General features: G+C 64.6%; 17 protein-coding genes and 1 pseudogene. 7 read left to right on the forward strand and 11 right to left on the reverse strand.

Annotation, left to right across the window (positions count from 1 at the left end):
* Positions 1-112: 112 nt before the first annotated feature.
* The 3 genes from AC1DQK_RS13015 to AC1DQK_RS13025 form a co-directional block, all read right to left on the reverse strand.
* Positions 113-1,249 carry a helix-turn-helix transcriptional regulator gene (locus tag AC1DQK_RS13015; RefSeq protein ID WP_477871114.1) on the reverse strand — a complete coding sequence of 379 codons (1,137 nt, stop codon included), beginning with the start codon at positions 1,247-1,249 and terminating at the stop codon, positions 113-115.
* A 237-nt stretch (positions 1,250-1,486) separates the two neighbouring features.
* Positions 1,487-2,278, reverse strand: a complete 792-nt coding sequence (locus AC1DQK_RS13020) for an SDR family NAD(P)-dependent oxidoreductase (RefSeq protein WP_477871116.1) — start codon at positions 2,276-2,278, stop codon at positions 1,487-1,489.
* A gap of 1 nt (position 2,279) precedes the next feature.
* The gene (locus tag AC1DQK_RS13025) at positions 2,280-3,227 is read right to left on the reverse strand and encodes an NAD(P)-dependent oxidoreductase (RefSeq protein WP_477871118.1); all 948 of its coding nucleotides are present in this window, start codon (positions 3,225-3,227) and stop codon (positions 2,280-2,282) included.
* 157 nt (positions 3,228-3,384) lie between these two features.
* On the opposite strand from AC1DQK_RS13025, the gene AC1DQK_RS13030 reads away from it, so the two are divergent.
* From AC1DQK_RS13030 to AC1DQK_RS13045, 4 genes are all read left to right on the forward strand, one after another.
* The gene (locus AC1DQK_RS13030) at positions 3,385-5,841 is read left to right on the forward strand and encodes an outer membrane protein assembly factor BamB family protein (protein ID WP_477871120.1); all 2,457 of its coding nucleotides are present in this window, start codon (positions 3,385-3,387) and stop codon (positions 5,839-5,841) included.
* Between the two features lie 32 nt (positions 5,842-5,873).
* Positions 5,874-6,146 carry a hypothetical protein gene (locus AC1DQK_RS13035; protein ID WP_477871122.1) on the forward strand — a complete coding sequence of 91 codons (273 nt, stop codon included), beginning with the start codon at positions 5,874-5,876 and terminating at the stop codon, positions 6,144-6,146.
* Positions 6,147-6,249: 103 nt separating this feature from the next.
* Entirely contained in the window at positions 6,250-8,511 is a 2,262-nt protein-coding gene (locus AC1DQK_RS13040) for a molybdopterin-dependent oxidoreductase (RefSeq protein WP_477871124.1), read from the forward strand.
* A gap of 73 nt (positions 8,512-8,584) precedes the next feature.
* Positions 8,585-8,869 (forward strand): hypothetical protein, encoded by a 285-nt coding sequence (locus AC1DQK_RS13045; RefSeq protein ID WP_477871126.1) that lies wholly within the window; start codon positions 8,585-8,587, stop codon positions 8,867-8,869.
* 83 nt (positions 8,870-8,952) lie between these two features.
* Here the strand turns inward: AC1DQK_RS13045 and AC1DQK_RS13050 are convergent, their stop codons facing one another.
* Entirely contained in the window at positions 8,953-10,158 is a 1,206-nt protein-coding gene (locus AC1DQK_RS13050) for a cytochrome P450 (RefSeq protein WP_477871128.1), read from the reverse strand.
* 145 nt (positions 10,159-10,303) lie between these two features.
* Here AC1DQK_RS13050 and AC1DQK_RS13055 point away from each other — a divergent pair, with 145 nt between their 5' ends.
* Genes AC1DQK_RS13055 through AC1DQK_RS13065 form a run of 3 tightly spaced genes read left to right on the forward strand, consistent with a single transcriptional unit; the run spans position 10,304 to position 12,180 of the window.
* Positions 10,304-10,624, forward strand: a complete 321-nt coding sequence (locus tag AC1DQK_RS13055; RefSeq protein ID WP_477871130.1) for a 2Fe-2S iron-sulfur cluster-binding protein — start codon at positions 10,304-10,306, stop codon at positions 10,622-10,624.
* Positions 10,625-10,668: 44 nt separating this feature from the next.
* Positions 10,669-11,286 (forward strand): TetR/AcrR family transcriptional regulator, encoded by a 618-nt coding sequence (locus tag AC1DQK_RS13060; protein WP_477871132.1) that lies wholly within the window; start codon positions 10,669-10,671, stop codon positions 11,284-11,286.
* A gap of 45 nt (positions 11,287-11,331) precedes the next feature.
* Positions 11,332-12,180 (forward strand): SDR family oxidoreductase, encoded by an 849-nt coding sequence (locus tag AC1DQK_RS13065; protein ID WP_477871134.1) that lies wholly within the window; start codon positions 11,332-11,334, stop codon positions 12,178-12,180.
* A 331-nt stretch (positions 12,181-12,511) separates the two neighbouring features.
* On the opposite strand, the gene AC1DQK_RS13070 is transcribed toward AC1DQK_RS13065, so the two are convergent.
* From AC1DQK_RS13070 to AC1DQK_RS13100, 7 genes and pseudogenes are all read right to left on the reverse strand, one after another.
* Positions 12,512-13,780, reverse strand: a complete 1,269-nt coding sequence (locus tag AC1DQK_RS13070) for an MFS transporter (RefSeq protein ID WP_477871136.1) — start codon at positions 13,778-13,780, stop codon at positions 12,512-12,514.
* A 43-nt stretch (positions 13,781-13,823) separates the two neighbouring features.
* Positions 13,824-14,933, reverse strand: coding sequence for a Gfo/Idh/MocA family protein (locus AC1DQK_RS13075; protein ID WP_477871138.1), 1,110 nt, complete (start codon positions 14,931-14,933; stop codon positions 13,824-13,826).
* Positions 14,934-14,970: 37 nt separating this feature from the next.
* On the reverse strand, positions 14,971-15,264 hold the full coding sequence (locus AC1DQK_RS13080; RefSeq protein ID WP_477871140.1) for a hypothetical protein: 294 nt from the start codon (positions 15,262-15,264) through the stop codon (positions 14,971-14,973).
* Positions 15,265-15,440: 176 nt separating this feature from the next.
* Positions 15,441-15,662, reverse strand: a pseudogene (locus AC1DQK_RS13085) (DDE-type integrase/transposase/recombinase); the annotation flags it as partial.
* Positions 15,663-15,932: 270 nt separating this feature from the next.
* Positions 15,933-17,285: a glycolate oxidase subunit GlcF gene (glcF, locus tag AC1DQK_RS13090; RefSeq protein ID WP_477871142.1), complete on the reverse strand. Its 1,353-nt coding sequence runs from the start codon at positions 17,283-17,285 to the stop codon at positions 15,933-15,935.
* A complete protein-coding gene (locus AC1DQK_RS13095; protein WP_477871144.1) occupies positions 17,275-18,441 on the reverse strand; it encodes an FAD-binding protein in 1,167 nt (388 codons plus the stop codon). Before AC1DQK_RS13095 ends, glcF begins: the two co-directional genes overlap by 11 nt.
* Positions 18,441-19,934, reverse strand: a complete 1,494-nt coding sequence (locus AC1DQK_RS13100) for an FAD-linked oxidase C-terminal domain-containing protein (RefSeq protein WP_477871146.1) — start codon at positions 19,932-19,934, stop codon at positions 18,441-18,443. The genes AC1DQK_RS13095 and AC1DQK_RS13100 overlap by 1 nt, the downstream gene beginning before the upstream one ends.
* Positions 19,935-20,318 lie beyond the last annotated feature (384 nt).

Raw genomic sequence — 20,318 nt, forward strand, 5'->3', positions numbered from 1 at the left:
GACGGGCGACAAAGCGATCGTCGATAAATCGAATCGCCGCTCACCACTGTAGAGATGCCTCTCGATGAGATCGCCGTCGCCGGCCGATGGCATTGTCCTGCCGTCCGATTAGCTATTGTATGGTGTCGTACCGCCCACGACCCAAGGGGGCCAAGCTGTTTGCAACCCGGTTCACCAGCTCCGAACGGTTTTTAGAGTTTGTCTTAGAGAACATCGACCGCAGATGAGTGCGTGCAGTGTTATGAGCTATCTTCAATTCATTCTCGATTGATTCCATTCTCATGCTATTTGCGAGACGGAACGCGATATTGGCCTCTGTTCTTGTGAAAGAGAATTTTTTCTGAAGGAAGGCCACATCGCAATCGTCCAGCGCCTCGCTTAACTTTAGAAAAATGATCGCCAGTCTATCTACGCAGCCGGTAGAGTTCAGCTTTATCTCGCGTGAGCGGATGATGATATTCATGGAGCCGTTCGCTGATCGCAAATTCATGGCGTGGGAAAATGCGGACCCATGGACGCTTAACGCCTCCCTGATGGATGAAAGCAGTTCGCTCCTATCCATGTCATTGGTGGCGTGTATCTGATCCCCTCTCGCCTTGAAGAAATCGCCGGCCTCTTCCAATCGTCTCGCGACGCTATTGAGCATGACCGGTGGCTGATCATGTCTCACTAGCACGACGCCAATGCCGAGTTGATCAAGAGCGTCGACATGGAGGTCTTTCTGCATCCGAATTTCAGCAAGCTCACCACGCAAGGCTATGGCGCGCCGAAAATGCCCTGCGACCATCCCGAGCAAGGTTTTGTCCCTTTCTGAAAAGGGCTTGGCGCTGGATCCACGACTGCAGTGCAGGGTGTATTCAGCCTGGTCCATGATGGCAACGAAGCCGCAAATGGTCCTGCCTATGTCGCAGCGGCGCAAATGCGCGACGATCTCTGGTCGCAACGACTGACTATGCCAGTCGATCACCCGGATCTCATTTTCGTGTACGCCCGCAACGGGCAGGAGGTCATAGGGGCTGAATTGATCCCAGGATGCGATCATCTCTTCCGACAGGTTCGGCGCAGCGATGTGCAGATAATTACGCGATGCACGACCCAATATCGTAGCCCGCAAGATAGCGGTGTCGACGTTCATCGCCTGACGCACCGCTTCTAACGCCTTTTCCCATCCCACGGGGCTCTTTATGCCATCATAGATAGCAGAGAGTAACAGATTCGATGTCTCGAACGCTTCAATGTCGGAGACCATCTCTCTTCCTCGGATTATATTTTCGTGAAGTTCATCAATTGCGCCGTACTATGTCAAGACGCTTCGAGTGAAGGTTTCGCTAAGCCGCCGGTCGCATAGGCCCGGGACTGGTGCTGCAACTCGCGACGTGGTCGCCAGCCCAGTCCAATGATGATGCGACCGTCGGAGCCCCTGGCGTTTCGAGTTCACTCAATCCGGCTCACGTATCCGTCGATCTCCTGGTCGTCGCTCGGCAGATCAGTCGCCCAGCTGGCGATATTGCTGGTTCTGAAGCGTCGTGTAGCCGCCCTCGACCGCGAGACAATGGCCGGTCACGAAACTCGCGCTGTCGCTGCACAGCCACAGAGCGGCGTTCGCGACCTCGTCGACGGTGCCGAAGCGGCGCATCGGACTATCCGCCGAAAGCGCCGCGAGTTCCTCCGGCGTGGAGCCCGACCAGGCATCGGTCATGATCGCGCCGATCAGGATCGAATTCACGCGGATATTGTCCCCGACCGCTTCGGAAGCGGCGGCGCGCGAAATGGCGACCACACCCGCCTTCGCCGCGCAATAGGCGCTCATCCCGACGAGGCCGATGACCGCCGCCGCCGAAGCCATGTTGACGATCGCGCCGCCGCCCGAACCGCGGATCGCCGGGATCTGATGCTTGAGTCCGTGGAAGGTGGAACCGAGGTTGCGCGCGATCTCCAGTTCCCACGCCTCGGCCGAAAGGCTCTCCAGCATGACGTAGGCGCCTTCGCCCGCATTGTTGATCGCGTAATGGAGCGCTCCGTAGCGGTCGAGCGCTGCCGCCGTCAGCGCCGCCATATCCTCCGGCTTGGTGACGTCGGCGGACCGGAAAAAGGCCTTACCGCCTGCCGCTTCGACCAGGGCCACGGTTTCCGCGCCTTCCTTCTCGCGCCGGCCGGTGACGACGACGCTGGCGCCGGCGCGTCCGAACATCACCGCCGTCGCGCGGCCGATCCCGCTCGTCGAGCCGGTGACGAGCGCCACTTTGCCGCTGAAATCGAATGTAACCTGTCTCGTCATGTCAGCCCTTTCCCTCGACCACGATCTGTCGTGGCCGCTCGCCCGTCAGCAAGGTCCGCAGATTGAAGTGGACCAGTTCGTTGAGCGCGTTGCGCGCTTCGTGGGTCATGCCGCCCACGTGCGGGCTGAGCACGAGGTTCGGCACGTCCGTCCAGCGCGCCGGATCGGTCGGCTCGTTCATGAAGACATCGAGTCCCGCGCCGCCGAGGCGGCCGCTCTGGAGCGCGTCGATCAACGCATCCTCGTCGACCATGAAGCCGCGCGCGATGTTTACGAACAGCCCGTCCGGTCCGATCGCATCGATGACCCGCGCGTCGATCAGCTTGGCCGTATCCGCGCCGCTCCGCGCGCAAAGGACGAGGATATCGCACCATTGCGCGAGCGCGTGGAGGCTCTCATGCCGACGCCAAGGCACATCCTTCGGATTGGGGCCCCACCAGCCTATCTCGCGGCAGAGCGCGTTCAGCCCCTCGGCCACCGAATGCCCGATCGGGCCGAGTCCGACGATGCCGACCCGATCCGCGCGGAGCGAGCGGCGAAAGCCCGGCCAGCCCGCATGCCACGCGCCGCTGCGCACATGTTGATCATTGCGTAAGATCTGGTGCCGCGCGGCCATCGTCAGCCCCACCGCATAGCTTGCCACATCGCCGCTATGAGTGTCGCCGCCCGAGGTGACCGTGATGCCCCGCGCGCGCGCTGCCTCGAGGTCGACACCCTCGATCCCCGCCGACGGCGACACCATCAGGGTCAGATTGGGCAGACGGTCCATCAATTCCACCGGCACATGATTGTGCCCCGCGAACATGATCGCGCGAATGCGCTCGCGCTCGCGCATCACTGCCGCCTCATCATCCAGCCCGACGATGACGAATTCGTCCGCGAGCGGCGCCAGCATGTCGACAGCGCGGGGTTCCGTCAGCAGGACCGCAGGTTTCCCGGTTCCAGACATGCATCCTCCCTCTCGTTTCCGCGGAATATTATGGGTGTGATCACGTACGGATATGTTCAAGCGGACGATTGGCGCGCATTTCGCGTCCGAAGGGATGTGGCCTCGGCGGCCCTGCATGATAGGCAATTCCCGACGAAACGGGCGAAGGGTGATGGGGATGGCGCGACGCGAAGTGGGCCGGGCGGCTGAGGATGGCAGCGGTCCGGCGATAGGGCTTCCCGGTTCGCCCGGCGGCGGCGCTGTTCTCGTCCGCTGGCTCTACGCTTTTGTGTTGGGCGCGATCGCCATGGCCCTCCTGTTCGGCGGTTTCCGTCTCGTCGCGCTCGGCGGAAGCCTTTATTATCTGCTCGCCGGATGTGCGCTGGCCTGTTCGGCAGGGCTGATCGCGGCGGGACGCCGAATGGGTCTCACCCTCTACTGGCTGTTGTCGATCGCGACCGCCGCGTGGGCGGTCGCGGAGGTGGGACTGGACGGATGGGCATTGCTGCCACGGATCGGCGCGTGGATCGGGCTGGGCATGGGGATGACCGTGCCGCTGTTCCGACGCAGCCTGAAGGGGGGCACGCTGGCGAAACGCGCCTGGCTGCTGCTGTTCGCTGCGGCACTGCTCGCGGGATATGCGGTTCATGCGGTACTGCCGATGCCGGTCGATCCTCGCTTTCAGGCAGGAACCGCGCCGTTTCCCGACATGCGGGCGAGCGGTGCGGTATCGCAAGGAGGCGAGTGGCGGAGTTGGGGCCATGACGAGGGCGGCACCCGCTACAGTCCGCTGACCCAGATCACCCCCGCTAATGTCGGCGATCTGAAACCGGTGTGGTCGGCATCGATCGCCACCGGGCCGGCCGGCGATACCGGCGGGCTGGAGGTCACGCCACTCATCGTCGGCGACACCCTTTACGCCTGCAACGCCGCCGGAGAGATCTTCGCCCTCGATGCCGAAAACGGGCACGGCCGCTGGCGGGCGTCGATCGGCGATGGGCACGCGCGGACTTGCCGCGGCGTGGCCTATTTCGCCGCGCCGCGAGCCGTCGGCCCTTGCGCCAGGCGAATCATTGCGGCTGGCGGCGCGGCTCTCCTCGTGGCGCTGGATGCGGAGACCGGCCGGCGCTGCGCGGGTTTCGGCGACGGCGGAGAGGTGAATCTGCTCGCCGGCCTGAGTGCGGCGCCGAAGGGCTATTATCAGGTGACGTCGGCCCCCGCGATCGTCCGCGGTAGGATCGTGCTGGGCGGATGGGTTTCCGATGGCCAATATGTGGGGGAGCCATCGGGCGTGATCCGGGCCTTCGACGCGATCACGGGCAAGATGGCATGGGCCTGGGACATGGGCCGGCCGGATCGCAGCGGCCTGCCGCCGCCTGGCGAAACCTACACGCGCGGTACACCCAACAGCTGGGCGCCGATCAGTTCCGACGAAGCCTTGGGCCTCGTCTTCCTGCCGACAGGCAACGCCACGCCGGATTATTTCGGCGGCCATCGCCGGGCGATCGACGACCGGTATTCCAGCTCCGTCGTCGCGCTCGACATCGTCACCGGCAAACCGCGCTGGTCGTTCCAGACGACGCATCACGACCTGTGGGATTATGACGTGCCCGCACAGCCGATTGTCATCGACCTACCGGGAACGGGTGGCGCTATTCAAAAGGCGATCGTCCAGGTGACGAAGCGCGGCGAGATCTTCGTGATGGATCGCCTGACCGGGCAGCCGCTGCGGCGCGTCGAGGAGCGGCCCGTGCCGCAGGCGGGCGCGGTTCCGGAGGAACGGCTGGCCCGGACGCAACCCTTTTCGGTGGAGATGCCATCCTTTCGCGGCGCCGACCTGCGCGAAGCGGACATGTGGGGCCTGACACCCCTGGACCAACTATACTGCCGCATCCTCTATCGCGAATCTCGCTATGAGGGCACGATGACGCCGCCCGGCCTGGAACCGTGGCTCAATTCGCCCGGCACCATCGGGGGCATGGATTGGAGCGGAGCGGCGATCGACGTCCGGCGCAGCGTGATGATCGTCAACAGCAATGCGTTCATCTACCGCAATCGACTGGTCCGAAGGCTGGAGGCGGAGCGACGGGGTTTCAAGCCGCTGGGCGAAAATGGCGGCGGATCGGACGTCGAGGGCGGCGTGCCGCAGATCGGCACTCCTTATGGAGCGATCATCGGCCCGTTCCTCTCGCCGCTCGGCGTGCCCTGCCAGGCGCCCCCCTATGGCCGGCTCAGCGCGGTGGACCTAGTGTCGGGCAAGCTGATCTGGTCGCGGCCTCTCGGTGCGGCGAGCGGGAGCGGCCCGCTCGGCTACCATAGCCACATTCCCTTCACCCTCGGCACGCTCATGGTCGGCGGGCCGACCGTGACTGCATCCGGGCTGGTCTTTATCGCCGGCACGCAGGACAGCCGGTTGCGCGCGATCGACGTCAGCAGCGGGCGCGAGCTGTGGCATGCCATGCTGCCGCGCAACGCCTTCGCCGTTCCGACCGTCTATCGCGGGGCGCGGACGGGGCGGCAATATGTCGTCGTCGCGGCGGGCGGCCTCAAGGCCCTCGGCGGGAACGACAGGGCGGAACTCGTGGCCTACGCGCTCGGCGGGCACGATTCTCACCCGCCTCGTCGCGCTCAATAGGGAGGGGCGGCCGAGGAGGCGCGCGCGGGCTGGTGCATTATCTGCGCCCCGAATTCCAGGACTCCGGCTATCGCGCGCCGGTCGCGGCCACGCTCGACCTACTAGGGGAGGCATCGGCAGCACTAGTCAGCAACATCATTCCGTGGCCGTCGACCTTGACCGAGCAGCTCGGCGCGGTGCAGTCCATACTCGCGACCGCACCCGCGCCGCTTCGCGCAGGAGACATCGCCCGCAGCTTCAAGGGCAGGCGCGCCGCAACGGTCCGTCCGGTGCTCGATGCGCTGGCCGGCCTCGGCATGCCGTGATCAGGGCCAAGTCCGGTCGGACGGGCCGGCTCCCTTATCCTCCGAATGGACGAGGCAGTCGCCGGAAATTCGATTGATGATCCGGGTTGGGAGATTTAAATCGATGGCTCTACAACCTTTTCCCCGCATTTGTCCGACCTGCGAGGCCAGCTGCGGGCTGGTGATCGAAGCCGATCCCGTCAGCGGCGAAGTGGGCCGGGTGTCCGGCGATCCGGCCCACCCGTCGAGCAAGGGCTACGTCTGCCCGAAGTCGCAGGCGATCAAGGCGCTGCGCGACGATCCGGACCGGTTGACCAAGCCGCTGATCCGCGAAGGCGAGGGCTTCCGCGAGGCGAGCTGGGAGGAGGCGCTGGACTTTGCGGGCGCCGGGCTCAGGCGCATCGTGGCTGAACATGGGCCGACCGCGCTGGGCATCTATCTGGGCAACCCCACGGCGCATGTCGCCGCGTTGCAGATGGTCGGCGGCTCGCTGCTCGGGGCCATGCCGGCGCAGCTCACCGGGGCGGCGGCGATCGACAACTTCGCGCGCAACATGGTCGATGCGTATCTCTATGGCGATATCGGCAACGTTCCCGTCCCCGATGTGGACCGCACCGATTTCTTCCTGATCTTCGGCGCAAACCCGCTGGTGTCGCATGGGAGCATGTTCGGTGCCCCCGGCATGCCCGGACGGCTCAAGGCGTTGAAGGCGCGCGGTGGACGGCTGGTGGTGGTCGATCCGCGCCGCACGCCCACCGCCGAGCTGGCCCACGATCACTTCGCCATCCGCCCGGGCACCGACGCGCTGCTGGCGCTGGCGATGATCGACACGCTGTTCCGCGAGGGGCTTGTGCGCTTCGGCCGCATGGACGGGCACGTCTCGGGACTCGAGGAGTTGCGCACCGTCGCGGCGAAGTTCACCGCCGAACGCGTTGCCCCCCTAACCGGCATCGCCGCGGAGCGCATAACGCAGCTCGCGCGCGACTTTGCCGCCGCCGGCAGTGCCGCCGCCTACAGCCGTGTCGGCATCAACACCCAGAGTTTCGGCACTCTCGGTGTCTGGGCGATAGACTGTCTGAACATCCTCACCGGCAACTGCGATGCCGAGGGCGGAGTGTTCTTCCCCGAGGGCAGCCTGCCGGTGTTCACGCACGATCCCTATGTTGGCGATCAGCCGCCTCATGGTCGCTGGCGCTCGCGCGTCTCGGGCGCGGCTGAGCTGGGCGGCACCATGCCCACCCATGCGATGTGGGAGGATATCGAGACGCCGGGCCCCGGCCGGATCCGCGGCATGACGATCATCGCCGGCAATCCCGTGCTGTCCAACCCGAATGCCGGCCGCGTCGCCGCCGCGCTGGACAGCCTGGACTTCCTCGTCGCGGTCGACATCTACCTCAACGAGACTACGCGCTTCGCCGACGTCATTCTGCCGCCCGGTGATCATCTGCGCCACAGCGAGTTCACGCTGATCTGGAACAACTGGATGGTCGAGGACGTGATCTCGTGGTCGCCGCGCATCCTGCCCCCCGATCCGGACGGCCGCACCGACTGGAGCATCATCAATGGTCTTGCCGCGCGCTTCGCCGGCGTCGACGAAGCCGCCTACGACCTGCGCTGCGCGGTGGAATATCTGTCAAGGCAGGCGCCGCAGCTGCCGCGCCTGCCCGCCGGGGCGGACATCGCCGAGCTGCTGGCCCGCGCCGACGGCGAGGACTGGCCCGAACGCATCTTCGATATCCTGTTGCGCGGCGGCAAGAACGGCGACGGCTTCGGCAGCCATCCTGGCGGCCTGTCGCTGGCGCGACTGCGCGAGAGCCCGGCCGGGATTTCCTTCGGGCCCATGTCGCCGGGACGCCTGCCCCGGGCGATCGCCACCCCGGACGGCAAGCTCGCGCTCGCGGCCGCTCCGTTCCTCGCGGACATTCCCCGGCTGGAGCAGGCGATCGACGAGGGCAAGTTCGCGCGCGGCACGCTGCGCCTGATCGGCCGTCGCGAGATGCGCTCCAATAATAGCTGGATGCACAATCTGCGGCCGCTGGTGAAGGGGCCGAAGCGCTGCACCGCGATGATCAACCCGGCCGATGCCACCCGACTCGGCATTGGCGAGGGCGACGAGGTGCGACTGCGCTCGCGCGTCGGCGAGATCACCCTGCCCGCGCGCATCACCAACGAGGTCGGGATCGGCACCGTCTGCGTGCCGCACGGCTGGAGCGAGGCGCAGGACGGTTCCCGGCTGACCCTTGCCCACAGCCTGCACGGCGCCAACTATAATCGCCTGAGCGACGACGCTGCCTTCGACGTGCCGAGCGGCTGCGCAAGCTTCAATGGCACGCCGATCGTCGTCGAGCGGGTGAACCCGGCCGCGGAGCTGCGTGGCGCGGCTTGAGTGCGCCTGCCATGGCGGGCGTCGAGCTTGAAAGGCTGGTCGCCCGGCAGGCGTCCGGGGGCGGGCGGTCGAGTTGGTTCACCGCATGTATGGCGCGTTTCCGCAGCTGGTCAACGCGGCGATGGCGGACGAGGCGGCCGCGATGTGCACCGCCGCCGCCGCCAGCTGTGTGAGTGATCGCGGGATGGGGGCGCCGCTCGTCGACCGCTGGACGGGCAAGCCGATCGATCCCGCCGACTATCGGAATCGCGGAGTGGAATATGTCGCGCACGCCACTGGCCGCAACGATTACTACCCCTCGCCGGAGATGCACGAGGATGCCGTCGTCGCGCTGCTCGGGGCGACGCGGCGGTTCTGACCGCAAGGCCAGCAAATGGAGACAACGCTAACTGTGGCCGGGAACAATGACCGCCCCGTCGAAGAGGGGGCGGTCATGCTGGATCAGACGTCCCATTCCAGAACGAGACGCGCCACGCAATTGACCAGACCGGCCGAATAGCGCGGCGGGTCAAATTCGCTGACGCGGAAATCCGGGATGGCCTTCAACCATTCCTCGATGAAAATCCTCATTTCAAGCAAGGCGAGCAGCTGCCCCGGGCACCGGTGGGGGCCGGCGCCGAAAGCGCTGTTTTCGCCCTCCTTGCGATGAAAGTCGATGTTGTAACCGTCGAGGAAGCGGCGATCATCGATCCCCGCCAGCAAGGTCGATGGGAAAACCTTGTCGCCCTCCTTGAAATGGATCCCCTTGTAATCGAAGTCCCGCGAAAGCGTGCGCGCATTGGTCGCGGGGGCAAAACGCCGTATCATCTCGTACACTGCAGCGGGGATGAGCGACGGATTTTCGATCAGCTCGCGGCGGCTTTCGGGGTTGCGCGCGAGATATTCGGCCATGAAGCCCATGCTGGATGCCACGGTGTCCAGTCCGCCAAATAGCACGACCGTGAGGACGCTGATGACGTCATTCTGCGAAAGCTGCTCGCCCTTGATCTTGGCGTGGACGACGGCGCTGATCAGGTCCGACCCGGGCTGGCCCCGGCGCTGCTCCGTGATCGGCACGATATATTCGATCATCTTGCGATAGGCTTCAGGAACCGCCTCCGGCCCGCCGCGCGTGACCTGCTCGGTCAATTCCAGGAGGTAGGGAGCGTCGTCCATGCTCAGGTCGGCCAGCTGCATGAAGATGGCGATCGGCAGCTTGAGGGCGAAATCCTGCATGAATTCGCAAGTGGCGGCCGACTTGAAGCCTTCGATCAGGCTTATTGCCAGATCGCGGGTAGATTGCTCCAGCTCATTGATCTTGCGGGGGGTGAAGAAGGGATTCACGATGATGCGATAGCCGAGGTGTTCCGGCGGATTCGCTTCCAGCGGCAGAACCCGAATCGGTTTCGCCCCGCCCGGCATGGATATGTCGTGCATCGAGAAGGGGTCATGGTTCCGTTGGACATAGTCGATGTCCTCGAACCGCATGGGCAGCCAATGTCCCCCGTGATACGGCGTCCAGACGAAATCCGGGCTCGTCTGCTGAAGCGTGCGCCATGCGCCGTGCACGTCGTGGTCTCGGCCAGGAGGGGCGAAGATATTGAAATCACGAACACATTCCGGCGGCACATTGTCGGGAACGGGCGCCTTGGTCGCCACAGCGGTCATGATATCCATCCTCCTCCTACATTCGCCCTATCATGCTCCGCTATGAACTTTCGCTGCGGAAGCCATTCGGAGTGACAGGGTTTGACGCGAGCCATGCGGGCACGATAAAGAAACATTTCTTAATCGGCAAGGGCAGAGCAGGATCGTGAAAGTCAGGTTTCGGAACGTAGACGGCGACGTCCGGGAGATCGATGCCAGCGAAGGCACCACGTTGAAGGACGCGGCGCTGCAATCCACGGTCGCCGGCATCATCGGCATGTGTGGCGGCTATGCGAATTGCGCGACCTGCCACGTCTATGTTGACAAGGAATGGATGGACAGGCTGCCGCAGATCGAAGAAGCCGAAGATATCATGCTGGAAGGTACCGTATGCGAGCGGACCCCGCTCAGCCGGCTTACCTGCCAGTTGGTGCTGACGCCTGACCTGGATGGCCTGACGGTGACCCTTCCTGAGCGTCAGATGTAATGCGAAACAGCCGCCGACCCAGAGACGGCCTTATGGGAAATGCAGTGGCACCCAGGAAAGCGGGCGCGCTGTCTCTGTTGGCTGCCGGTGAAAAGCTGTTCGGGCTGCACGGCATCGCTGGCGTGTCGATCAGGCAGGTCAATTCTGCCGCCGGAATGTCCAACAATTCCGCCGTGACTTATCACTTTGGCGACAAGGCCGGTCTCCTGACCGCAATTTGCATGTGGCGGATGCCCCAGCTTCTGGAAGCCGCGAATGCGGAATATGAAAAGATCGTAGCGGAAGACCACCTTGACGACGTCTCCAAGCTGATCGGCGCCCTGCTCCGGCCCTATCTTGCTATCAAGGATGAGGATGGCCGGCATCCCCATGCGGCGTTCATCAATCAGTTGTTGCGCTCTCGGGAGGCGCGCGCCATTCGCACTTCGCTTTACGACGATTCAGATCCCACTTTGCGAATATTGCAACGTCTGGAAGAACTTCATCCCAACGTCCCGAAAGTCTTGCTGCATTACCGCTTGCGCATTATGGGCATGGCGTTCTTCGATGCACTGATCGAATGGGAACGTCAGGACCATGACCTGGAAGTGCTCCGTTTCACCCTGGACGAGCTGATTAATGAGATAGCCAACATGTCGGCAGCCGCCTGTTCGTCGGAGTGAACAGCAATCACACGCAATATCTTGGAAATTCGGAGGAATTAACACATGAACGATGTTGTTGTGGTTACCGGCGTTCGTGGTCTCGGCCTTGCCTGCGCCCGCCGCCTTGGCGTTGGCAAGCAACTCCTGCTGGCGGACAACAACCCCGAGACCCTGGCCCGCACCGCGCAGGAATTCGAGGACGATGGCTACAAGGTGCTGTCCGCCGTGGTCAACGTCGCCGACCCAAATTCCGTGAATGAGCTAGCCGATCTTGTATCCAGAACCGGACGGCTCGCAACCTTGGTGCATACGGCGGGTGTCTCTCCGGGCATGGCGGATTGGGAGACGATCTTCAATGTGAACCTCGTCGGCACCATTCACGTCCTCAACGCTTTCAAGTCGCTGGCGGTACAAGGCACGGTGGCGTTCGTTACCGCCAGCAACGCTGCGTATTACGCTCCGGTCCCGTTGGATATCGAGGAAAAGCTGGCGCTGGCACCGATGGAGGAACTGAAGGCGGTGGTGCAGAGCGTGAGCGGCCACGACACCGGCATCGGGTCATACTGGCTTGCAAAGCGTTCCAATCAGCTCCGCGTGCAAGCGCAAGCCGCCGAGTGGGCTGCCCGGGGGGCGCGTTTGCTCTCGATCAGCCCGGGCATCATTTCGACGCCGATGATCCGTCATGAACGCAAGCAGGGAGCACCTATCGACCAGACCATCGCCAGCCAGCCGATTGCGCGCCTGGGCATCGCCGAGGATATTGCCGCCGCGGTTTGTTGGCTTGCCGGCCCCGAGGCATCCTACATCACCGGCACAGACCTGCTCGTCGATGGGGGCATGCAGGCTTCCCTGCGATGGTCGAAATTGTCGACCGAATATCTGGAAAATTTCAAGACGGATACGAACTCATAGGGTCCGGGCGAGATCCGAGCGCCTGTCGCTGCGCCCCTTCGTCCCGATCCGAATGCCCCCGCTGGTCCTGTCAAAGGGAATAGCCGGCTGGGTTTCGCGCTCGACAAGCCATTCCTCAATGTCTGGCTGTCATAGCCTTTGTCGGCGGCCAACTCGGCCGAAGGCGGCATCCTTCACATGCCGGACCTTTCGCCCTCAGGCCACCGCCACTCGGCAATTCATAGCCGCGGCTGCTGAGAGGAGAATGTCTCCGATATCTGTCGCCTCGCGTCGGATAACCTGACAGCGCCCTTCTGCCCTTTCGCCAATCGGCTTCCGGATGGTCGCGCCGTCACTCCGTTTCTGGTCCGCCGGCTCCCACCTGCGTCGCTGCGGCGCGGGGCGTCCCCAGCGTCGCGGCGAGCAGCCCCGCCACGGCACAGCCCAAGGCGAGCGCGACCAGCGCGGGATCATAACTGCCGAAGCGATCGAACACCTCGCCCGCCATGGCGGAGCCGACGCCGAGGCCTGCGCCGTAGGTTCCCATGATCAGTCCGAACAGGACGCCGTAGCGGCGCAGGCCGAAGTAATGGCTGGTGAGAAACGCGACCACGTCCACCTCCGCCCCCATGCCCAGGCCGATCGCCGCCGCCGCAACCACGGCCATGGTCATGCTGCCGTCGAAGGCCAGCATCAGCAGGCAGGCCACGATCAGCACCGCAAAGGCCAGGGCTGCCACAAATGGTGCGGGCAAGCGGTCAAACAGCAGGCCGGTCGTGATCCGGCCCGTGATCATCATCGGGCCAATGATCAGCGCGGCTGAGGCTGCCCGGGCCGGAACCATGCCCGCATCGATCAGCATCGACTGGAAATGGAGGAGAAAGGTGCCGACCGCTGCGGCCACCAGCAGCAGCGCGATCGCCAGTCGCCAGAAGGTCCCGGTCGAGAGCGCCTGCTTGAGCGACAGGCCCGGCAGGGGTGCGGCGCCGGCGGCGGCAAGGCGTCCCGCCCGCCCCCCGCCCTCGTCACGGAACAGCAGCAGGGTCGGCAAGAACATCAGCAGGCTGGCCGAGACCGCAAGTACCAGGAAGGTACCCCGCAGTCCGGCCCAGTCCAACAGCGAGAGGACAATCGTCGGCATCAGCGAGCTGACGACGCCCGAGCCGGACAGCGCAAGGGCGAGCGCAAGGCCCCGGCTCGCGCGGAAATGCCGTACCACGCCCATGGTCCAGACGACCGGCCCCGAGAAGTTGGAACAGACCGCATAGACCACGCAGGCCACGTACCAGCCCGCCAGCGCAGGGCCGGCCCAGGCGAAGGTGGCGTAGGACAGGCCGAACAGCGGAGCCCCGATCAGCGCCACCCGGCGCGGGCCGAAACGGTCGGCGGCGGCCCCCGCCAGCAGGTTGGTGAGCGGCCCGGCCAAGGTGATGATCGTCACGCCCAGCGCCACCTCCGCCCGCGACCAGCCATAGGCGGCCGTGATCGTGCGCATCATCGTGGCGACCGCCGGATAGTTGATGGAGGCGACGGCGATCCCGATGGTGGCGCACAGCACCAATGGCCAGCCGCTGCGCCATTCCCGCCCTACAGCGCCGGCCGCTGCCTTGCCATGGTTCACCGGGGCTCTCCTGCGATCGTTGCGGACAATGTTGGGGCCGAACTCATGCGAGATCGATCCACCGCCCGGTCTGCCTGGACCGTTCCACCGCCTCGATCACCGCCATGTGCGCAACCCCGTCGTCGAACAGCGCCATGGCCGGATTGGCGTAGCCGCGGTCGCGAATCTTCGCCCCGAAGGCGGCGGACAGCGCGACCTGCTCGGGATAGCCGATGTCCGAGGCGTGCGACCGCTCATAGATCGTGTCTCCCATCGGGTGCAGCGGCGCGGGGGCCTCTGAGACCCGCGGACCAGTGCCGAGTAGCTGCTCGGCGAGATCGGTGGGCACTTCCGGTTCGTGGGCGCCAGTGCGGTCGATCAGCGACAGCGGCGCATAGCCGACCGTGGTGGAAGCGATCGTCGCGTCTGCTCCGGCAATGCGCAGCACGTCGAGAAAGCCGTGGTCGCGCGTGGTGCCCGACATCACGCCTTGGCAGCCGTTGGCCAGCGCAAAGGCGAAGGAATAGCCGTCGTCGGAATCCATGCCCCGGTCAGCCCCCCCATGGGTGCTGCCGGCCACCGCACCGAATTCGCCCAGCGCATAGCGGATGACGTCGATGCCGTGGGCATTGTAGTTGCGCAACCAGCCACCGCCCTCGGCCGCCGACCGCCACCAGGCCGGGATCTGCGGCTCGGGCTCCGCACAAAGGCCGGCGTTGAACAGGGCCTGGACGTGCACCGGCTGCCCGATCCTGCCCTCGGCCACCAGCCGCCGCGTCAGGGCGTTGCGCGCAAACCAGCGGAACTCGTGGGAAATCGCATGGGCCAGGCCGGCTTCGTCAGCCGCGTCGCGCATTTCGCGCGCATGGCCAATGTCGATGGCGAGCGGCTTTTCACACAGCACGTGCTTGCCGGCCGCGATCGCCTTCATCGTGAACGGATGGTGCGTCACTGGCGGGGTGGCGACGATCACGGCGTCCACGTCGCTGTCGATAGCCTCCTCGAACGAAGTCAGCGCCTGGGGAATGCCGAAGTGGCGCGCCCGGGCGGCGGTCTGCTCGGAATTGCGTCCGACCAGCGACTGGATCGTGAACCCCGCGCCCCGCAGCGCCCTGACGTGGAGCGTGCAGCCGATGTTCGTCCCGATGATGGTCGCCTTCAATGGTCGGGTCATGGTCATTCCTCTTTGGTCCAATTCGTAGCGGGGCCGCTCAGAGCCGGTCGAGCAGATCGCCGGTTGCGGCCATGCACCGCCCCAGCCGCGTCGGCGCGTCCTTCCCCGCGGGATGCCCAGCAGCGGGCTCGCCCTCCCCCGGCACCATGCGATGATGGACCGCTTCCTCGAAATAGGCGGCGAAGGGCCACTGCGGCCGCGAGGTTGGTGACGTGCCCCAGGGATGGTGGATGCCCCCCCAGATGTCCTGCAGCTCGCGTAGCCTAGTTATCCACGCGCCGTCCGGCTCCGCACCGAACACGGCGAGATTTTTCACAATGGCCGAGCCCATGCCGCTCCTCGAACCGGTGACGAACGCACGGCGTCGGGCGATACCAAGACCATCCAAACCTCCCCACAGCTTTGATTTCGAACATATCTGTCAGCTGTGCTCGGGGCCGACGTCGTCTGATTGGCCTAGATGCAATGCCGTTCCTTTTGCGATTCTGATGGTTATGAGGATGTCGACCGGATCGCGGCCTTCCTGTCGCGGCGACACTGGACCAGGAGGTCGCGCACCTCGCCTTCCTCGTCAACAGTGCGCAGCAAGGCTCGCCGCCGATCCGCACGACCATCTCGTCGAGGTGCCAGAGAGGTGAGGGCTTCGCAGCCCTGCAGTGGTCGGCTGGAGGCACCGCCGAACTTACCATCCCAGCGCCGCACCGTCTCATAGCTGACCTCCGACGGCCGGCGACATGCGGCATTAGCCGACATGGGCATCTGCCAGCTTCCCGCATTCCATCCTCTGCCGCATATAAGCTCAGGAAAATTACGGCCCATACTCAGCGAGTTCCAGCCGGACGAAGAGCCGATATGGGCTCTATCCACAGCGCCGGCATCTGTTAACCCAAAAACAGCCGGCTGGTGAAGGTCCTGCGCGCGGGGTTGCCGATAACGATGGGCAGCCAGCGGAATAACGAGAACAAACCGTTCTGAGAACAACCCACTATGGGTGCACTATTATTGATCGGCTCCCACCGAGTGGATCGACATCTCATCGGCGTTCCGATCTTCCACGCCAATGTCCACCAACCGTCGAGGAACGGGGCCTCCCGTAGCCCAGTCCAGGAGTTCTGCGACATGCACGACCGGCAAAGCCATCCTGCTGCCGATTTGCAGTTCGCAACCGACATTTCCGGTAGCGACGACATCGGGTGCCAACGCGCGCAGCCGATCTGCTTTTCTGTTCCCCAGCTGCGCGGCGATATCGGGTTGTAGTATGTTGTAGGTTCCAGCCGAGCCGCAGCACAAATGGGCTTCGGTCGGTGTGCTGACATCGAATCCGACCTCGCGCAGCAGGCTGAGGGCGTGTTCGCCCGCCCGCTGGCCATGCTGGATCGAGCAGGCCGCGTGATAGGCAAGCTTCAGCGGCTTGACCCCGACCGCGGGCGGCAACCCGGTTGAGCGCAGTATCTCGCTGACATCCTTTGCCAGCAACGAAATACGGGCAGCCTTGGCGGCATAGGCAGCATCGTCGCGCAGCATGAAGCCATAGTCTTTGATCGTCGTCCCGCAGCCGGATGCGGTGATCACTATCGCATCAAGGGGGCCGTTCTCCAGTTCGCGCGTCCAGGCATCAACATTCCGCCGCGCCGCCGCCTGCCCGTCAGCGTCACGCCCCATGTGATGGACAAGCGCGCCACAACATCCTTCTCCCGATGCGAAGACTACATCGTAACCGGCGCGGTTCAGCAAGCGAACGGTCGCTGCGCGAATCTCGGGACGCAGCACCGGCTCCGCGCAGCCTTGCATCAGGGCGACCCGCCCGCGCCGCTCCCGCGCAGGCGCCGGAGTGGTTGAGGCGGTTGCGGGCAGCCTCGCCGGGGCCATGGCCACCATCGCTGCGAGCGGCTTCAACTGCCCGACCCGACGCATTGCCGGCAAGAACGGCCGGCCAAGTCGTGCCAGCCGGATCGCCAGTCGGAACCGGCCGGGATACGGAAGTACCGCCGCCAACACAGCGCGATACAGGCGGTCCAGGAGCGGGCGACGATATCGTGCCTCAATATAGGCGCGGGCATGATCGACCAGGTGCATGTAATTCACGCCCGAGGGGCATGTCGTCATGCACGCGAGGCAGGACAGGCAGCGGTCAACATGCTTGACCACCTCCGGCGTCGGGACAGCCTCGGTCTCCAGCATGTTCTGGATCAGGTAGATGCGGCCGCGGGGACTATCGAGTTCGTCGCCAAGCAATACATAGGTCGGGCAAGTCGCTGTGCAGAAACCGCAATGCACACATTTACGGATCACGGCTTCGGCAACGGCCGTGGCCGGATCGGCAAGCTGTTCTGCGGTGAAGTCAGTGCGCATCGTTATCGTCCAGAAAGCGGCCGGTCTCGAATATCCCGGCGGGATCGAACGCTCGGCGAACACGGGCTTCGAGCGCGGCGACGCCTGGCATGCGAGGATGCTGCATCGGCAACGTGTTGCGCAGGGCATCGGGCGCACGGACCAGCGTGGCATGACCGCCAACCGCCTCCGCGGCCTGCCGCACCAGCCCCGGATTGCCGTCAAAGCCCAACCACACGAGGCCGCCGGCCCAGTCGAACAGCCAGCTGGCGCCGAGCGGAGCGAAGTGATCGACCAGTGCGGGACCACTCGATGGCGCCACATTGATTTTCCAAAGCACCGGCGCGTCGCGCAATGGCCGCACCTCGCGGATCGCCGTCCAACACACCGCCGCCTCATCCTCCGGCAAGGCGAAGAGGCGGCCGTGATCGCGCAGCAGTTCCGGCAGCGCAGCGCAGCGCGCGGCAACCGAGGGGGCGAAGCCCGGCACGCGGAACAGCGTCAGTGCCGTTGAATCCGGACCAACGGGAAGGTGGGCAGCCGCGCCGACTTCCGCCGAGCTGCCCATAGCGCAGGCCATTGCCCTTTGGGCCGCGTGATGATCGAGACCGGCAACGGCCATGGTCACGACCACAGGTGGCCGGGGCAGCACCTTCAGTGTCACTTCGGTGAGCGCCGCAAGGCGCCCCCAACTGCCGGCGACAAGTTTGGGCAGATCGTAGCCGGTGACGTTCTTGACCACCTTGGCGCCGCCCACGAAACGCTCACCGCGTCCTGAAACGGCTGTGAAGCCGAGCAGATGATCGCGTGCTCCGCCCGCGGTCAGCCGCCCGGAACCGCCGACGCCCGCCGCGATGACGCCGCCGATGGTCGCCTGCCCGGATGTTCCGCCAAGCACCGGGCCATGATCGAAAGGATCGAAGGCAAGCATCTGGTTCTGGTTGTCGACCAAGCGCTCGACCTCGGCGAGCGGTGTCCCCGCGCCGACCGTCAGGACCAGTTCGGGCGGATCATAATCGGCGATGCCGCTGAAGCTCCGCATGTCGACGATATCGGCCTGGCGATCCGCACCGAGCGAGGACTTGCTGCCGCCGCCGCGTAATTCGATCTTCCGGCCGCGCGCCGCCGCTTCGGCGAACAGCCCCGCAAGTTCATCGATTGTCGCTGGCTGCAGCATCAGAACCGCGGAAGCTCGGGGAACGGCAACTTGCCGCCATGGACATGCATTCGGCCGACCTCGGCGCACCGGTGGAGAGTGGGGAAGACCTTGCCGGGGTTGAGCAGCAGGTCGGGATCGAATGCACATTTGACGCGCTGCTGATGGTCGAGGTCGGTCTGGCTGAACATGATGGGCATGAGATCGCGTTTCTCGACGCCCACGCCGTGTTCGCCGGTCAGCACGCCACCCATCTCGACGCACAGGCGGAGAATGTCGTTGCCAAAATCTTCGGCACGTTGGATGTCGCCCGGCTTCTGCGCGTCGTAGAGGATCAGTGGGTGGAGATTGCCGTCCCCGGCGTGAAACACATTGGCCACCGCCAGGCTATGTTGTTCGGCCATGATCGATATGCGGCGCAGGACTTCGGGCAGGTGACGGCGGGGGATAGTGCCGTCCATGCAGTAATAATCCGGCGCGAGACGGCCGACGGCGGGGAACGCCGCCTTGCGGCCGGCCCAGAAAGCCAGGCGCTCTTGATCGTCGTGGGAGACGCGCAGCGAGACTGCGCCATGCGCGGTGGCGATGCGGGCAACTTCGTCGATCAGGTGATCGCATTCGGCGACGGGACCGTCCAACTCCACAATCAGCAGCGCGTCGACATCGAGTGGGTAGCCGACCTGCACAAAGGCTTCAGCGGCATGGATGGCGGGACGATCCATCATTTCCATGCCCGCTGGGATGATCCCGGCGGCGATGACATCAGCGACGCACTGCCCAGCACTCTCCACCGTCGCAAATCCGATCAGCAAGGCGCGCGCCGCCTGCGGACGGGGCAGGATGCGGACGGTTACTTCAGTAACAACTCCGAGCAGCCCCTCCGAACCGACAATGACCCCCAGCAGATCGAGCCCCGCCGGATCGAGATGGCGGCCACCAAGCCGAAGCACCTCGCCCTCCATGGTAACCAGCTCGACAGAGAGGACGTTGTTCGTGGTCAGTCCGTATTTGAGGCAATGCACACCGCCGGAATTTTCAGCTACGTTACCGCCGATCGTGCAGGCGATCTGGCTCGACGGATCGGGCGCATAATAAAAGCCCCTCCCCTCCACCGCGCGGGTGATGGCGAGATTCGTCACGCCGGGCTGGACGATGGCCAGCCGGTCTTCATAGCTGATGTCGATGATGCGGCTGAACTTCGACATGCCGAGCAGCACCGCATCGGCCAGCGGCAGCGCACCGCCCGACAATGATGTTCCCGCACCGCGCGGCACGACCTTGACGCCGTGGGCATGACACCAGCGAAGGATTGCCGAAACCTGTTCGACGGTCTCGGGCAGGACGACAACCATGGGCGGCTGACGGTAGATGGTGAGGCCGTCGCTTTCGTAGGGACGGAGTTCCGCCGCACCGTCGATCACGCCCTCGCCGGGCACGATCCTGCGAAGTGCGGCAATGATGTCGTCGCGCCGCGCGAGTGTTTCGACATCGGGGGTGGGCATTACGAGCGACACAGGAAGAAATCCACGAAGGAGGAGCCACGCACTAGCCCATCTATTGGGCTGATGAAATCACCGGCAACTCGGAAAAGGCGGGAGCAAAGAACATTCCATGGCATTGAACGATCCATCTGGCCGCTCGACGCTCTAGCCGGGGTGAAGGGCTGTCCGCAAGTGGCTAGAAGATTGGGTATCTACCGCGTTCGACATGGTAGAATCATCCATGCGGAAGCGGCTGGATCAGCCGCTCCCGCAAGAAGTTGCGATCACGCCATCTGCACCGGCGTGGTGCGACGACAGCAGGAAATGCATCGAGAATGCAGCCCGAACCGGGGCGACTGACAGCCACCCCGGCCGTCGATCAAGCTTCCGCTTTGCGAGCCCTGGGCTTACGAGTCT

The organism is Rhizorhabdus sp. P4_G5 (assembly GCF_056401065.1).